The following is a 3,622-nucleotide window of genomic DNA, read 5'->3' on the forward strand; positions in this document are numbered from 1 at the left end:
TCTCCTCTATCTAAAATAATTTAGAAATATCATTAGTGCTCAATATTTGCTGTATTCTTTCTGCCAGAGTTACTCGATGGATACTTAAATTTTTTTAGATTTCCATCTATTAGGTATTTTTACCTAATATTTCATTTTTTATACTTTCCATAAAAAGATACTCACACATAAAAACGTAGCTCTTATAATGATTAAAAGATGAATTAATTCATCAACAAAAGTAGATAAGTTCTGTTGTTTAGTCTAGAAACTTGAGGTAACGTTTTTAAACAAACCTTCGAGGCAAGTCCAAAAAGTTTTAGGAAAATGAAAATAAAGACGTTATTTCTTTTGTAAAAGATACCACGTCTTCTTTACCGAAATTAAGGTTGGTTAAAATGCAAATTGCCTTGATTGCCTAAAAACTCAGGATGAATTTCCACATAACTTTTTTCTTTCAGCATCTCACCCGTTTGTTTTAGGTAATCTTTAAAATGAGGTGTTTCTCTGTGATGTTGGTAAGCGGCACTGTTGGCGTAGATCTCAAAGAAAATCCATTTGTTTGGATTTTCTTGCATTGTGGCGGCATACATCGCAATCACCCCCTCTTCCACTTTTAGCGATTGTGCCATTTCTGCGATAATAATCTTCTTGAATTGTTCGTTATATTCAGGTTTCACTTCTACCACTACATAATTTGTGAGGATTTCGGGCGTTTGTACCACTTTTTTATCCCCTAAAAATTGTGGAACTAAGGCAATACGCTTTTTGTGATCCGTTAAAATCTCAGGTGATGCAGTTAAAAATGCTTGATATTGAGGTGACGTGCGGTGGGTTTCATAAGCCTTTTGATCCGCATAAATTTCCACCATATAGGCTATATTGGGATCGGTGTTTGATTTCACCGAATACATTGCCAATGTGCCTTTTTCATTGCGGATTGATGTGCTGATATTGTGTTCAGCCACGGCATGATATTACACTTCAGCCCCTTTTTTCACGCCGAGTTCAAAAATGTTCATCATCGGGGTGGCGTTTGCGGTGATAGCCATAGTAAGTCCTAAAAGTGCGGTCATAAAAAACAACGTTTTTTGAACGGTGGCTTTACTCACTGCCCCAAGAGGAGTGAACAAATGAGTAAGCGAGTTTGTGAGTAGTTTTTTCATTGTTTTTTCCTTATATGATGATCCATGGGTAATTTATTACTCATGGTTATTTGACAAGTTGAACGTTACGTCCTGATACTAAACAATTTCTCCGCATTTTTATAGGCGATTAATTCTTTTTCTTGTTCTGAAATGGGTAAGTTTTCGAGGAAATTACGTACACCGTTAAGAGTCTGATAAGGATAATCTACCGAGAATAAGATACGTTCCGCCCCGATTAAATTATAGATAAACTGAAAGTGCGGTTGAGTCAGCATACCACTAGGGCTAACGAAAACTTGTTGTTTGAAGGTATCGGTCAAGCTACGTTTTAAACCGGTAGCAGCTTGTGGCAGGCTGTCGTCTAAACGTTGGAGATAGAATGGCAACATTTCACCCCAATGTCCGCTAATCACTTGTAAATTCGGATAGCGATCAAATGCACCGGATAACATTAATCGCAATAAATGGATCCCTGCTTCATTGTGCCAACCCCAACCGAACATAGAAAGGCGGGCGGTCACTTCATCATCAAAACCGCTGTAATAGGCTTGTTGTACGGCAGGCACAGGAATACCGGGGTGAAGATAAAGTGGCACATTCAGTTCATTGAATTTCACCAACAACCTTTCATAACGTGGGTGGTCGAGAAAATCGTCCGATGGGCGACCATTCAACAAGGCGCCACGCAAACCCAATTCTTTTACCGCACGTTCTAATTCTGCCACTGCTTGCTCTGGTTCCATCCAAGGTAAAGTCGCCATAGCAGCAAAACGGTTAGGATGTTTTTTGATGGCGGCTGCCAGTTTATCATTCGCCTGTTTGTGTAATTCAAGCGAAGCAAATTGTGGAAAACCACCCACAGAAAGTACCTGCATATCAATGTTTGCAGCATCCATATCTGCTAGACGTTTGACATCAAATTCCATACCTTTTGGGGTAATTAAGTCATTTTTTTCGATTTGAGGACGGCTGTGATCGGTATGATTGCCATCTTTCACCCGTTTTCCCCAATTAGTAAGATAAGGTGCTTGCTGAAGCACTTGTGGCATTGTCGCTTTGGCGATATTGGGATCTAAAATATGTTCTTCGACACAAATCAGTTTCATTTTATGACCTTTTTTCTTGTTTTGACTTGATTGGACAATCGGTTGTGCGGTGCTGATATGCGGTAAAAATCCCCCTGCCAAAACGACCGCACTTTGTGTGAGAAATTGACGACGATTGAGATTGTTCATATTTGTAAAGTTTTTGTAGATTTGGTCTTTTTAACTCTCCCCCTCCTGTAAATGAGAGAGGGGGAGAGAAAATCCAAAGGATTTTTGGAGAGGGAAGTTTATATCGCTTCCACTTTTTTTAGCTCCAAGTGCTGAAGGCACTTTATGTCTGTCTCTCTCCCACAAGAGGGAGGATAAGATATTTACCCCTTCAATACCTTAACTACTTCCACGCCCACTTTGTGTGCAGAAGTAGGGTTTTGACCAGTGACTAAACGACCATCTACATAGACGTTTTCAGACCAGTTTGGTGCTTCGTGGTGGATCGCACCATGTTCGATTAATGCACTTTCAAGTAAGTAAGGAACGACAGCCGTACCACCTACCTCCTCCTCTTCTTTGTTTGTGAATGCCGCCACATTTTTACCTTTCACAAGGTATTCGCCGTTGCTTAATTTTGCATCCACTAATGCAGCGGGGCCGTGGCATACGGCTGAAACTACCCCATTGTTTTCATACACTTCACGAATTAAACGTTGTGCATCTTGGTTTTCACGATAATCCCACATCGTGCCGTGACCGCCGGCGAAGAAGATCGCTGAATAATCCTCACCATTCAATTCTGAGACGCTTGGCGTGTGGGCTAAACGGGCTTCTAAATCCGTTTCATTCCAGAAATATTGATTTACCGGATCGGTAAAATCCAGACTATCTTTATCAATTGGTGCTTGCCCACCTTTGATTGAAGCGATCACTGTTTTGAACCCTGCCTCTTCCATGACTTTTAATGGATGGGTTAATTCGCTTAACCAGAAACCTGTCGGAATACCGGTATTGCCTTTTTCCGTGGTGCTGGTAAGCACACATAAAATCGGTTTTGTCATGTCACTTTCCTCACTGTTTGAGTGTTAAATTACCCTTTGTGTTCCTCTGCAAAAAGTTGCTCCACAAAAAGGTAGTTGCCCAATGGAATATAATCAAAGTCGACCAAGCCTGCTTTCACTAATGGAAATTCGGCACATACTTCTTTTGCTTTTTCTACACTTTCCGCTTCAACGAAAAATGCCACACCCGGCCGATCTTGACGCATATAGATCTCACGAATAAAGTCAGATTTAATCAATGCCCAACCATGTTTGATTTCATTTAACAAATGTGGGGCATAATCCGTCAGGGCGACATTTTCACATGGTACGTCTAAAACTAAAATACGCATGCTTTACTCCTAATCTCTTTTATTGAAATTTAACACCTCTATTTTTAATAGAAGTAATATTCTAG

The 3,622-nt window shown here is 40.2% G+C and carries 5 protein-coding genes; all 5 read right to left on the reverse strand.

Annotated elements, in window-relative coordinates:
• Positions 1-362: 362 nt before the first annotated feature.
• A complete protein-coding gene (locus BKK47_RS11920) occupies positions 363-947 on the reverse strand; it encodes a putative quinol monooxygenase (RefSeq protein WP_162273578.1) in 585 nt (194 codons plus the stop codon).
• A gap of 9 nt (positions 948-956) precedes the next feature.
• Entirely contained in the window at positions 957-1,145 is a 189-nt protein-coding gene (locus tag BKK47_RS12745; protein ID WP_244149148.1) for a hypothetical protein, read from the reverse strand.
• Positions 1,146-1,210: 65 nt separating this feature from the next.
• Positions 1,211-2,362 carry an amidohydrolase family protein gene (locus BKK47_RS11925; RefSeq protein ID WP_244149149.1) on the reverse strand — a complete coding sequence of 384 codons (1,152 nt, stop codon included), beginning with the start codon at positions 2,360-2,362 and terminating at the stop codon, positions 1,211-1,213.
• Positions 2,363-2,544: 182 nt separating this feature from the next.
• Positions 2,545-3,225 (reverse strand): type 1 glutamine amidotransferase domain-containing protein, encoded by a 681-nt coding sequence (locus tag BKK47_RS11930; protein ID WP_077495039.1) that lies wholly within the window; start codon positions 3,223-3,225, stop codon positions 2,545-2,547.
• A 29-nt stretch (positions 3,226-3,254) separates the two neighbouring features.
• Positions 3,255-3,557 (reverse strand): superoxide dismutase, encoded by a 303-nt coding sequence (locus tag BKK47_RS11935; RefSeq protein ID WP_077495040.1) that lies wholly within the window; start codon positions 3,555-3,557, stop codon positions 3,255-3,257.
• Between the last annotated feature and the right edge of the window lie 65 nt (positions 3,558-3,622).

The organism is Rodentibacter mrazii (genome assembly GCF_001998825.1).
GTDB lineage: Bacteria > Pseudomonadota > Gammaproteobacteria > Enterobacterales > Pasteurellaceae > Rodentibacter > Rodentibacter mrazii.

Coding starts and splice junctions, on each gene's coding strand:
- BKK47_RS12745 (WP_244149148.1), bottom strand. CDS start 1,145: ATGAAAAAACTACTCACAAACTCGCTTACTCATTTGTTCACTCCTCTT.
- BKK47_RS11925 (WP_244149149.1), bottom strand. CDS start 2,362: ATGAACAATCTCAATCGTCGTCAATTTCTCACACAAAGTGCGGTCGTT.
- BKK47_RS11930 (WP_077495039.1), bottom strand. CDS start 3,225: ATGACAAAACCGATTTTATGTGTGCTTACCAGCACCACGGAAAAAGGC.
- BKK47_RS11935 (WP_077495040.1), bottom strand. CDS start 3,557: ATGCGTATTTTAGTTTTAGACGTACCATGTGAAAATGTCGCCCTGACG.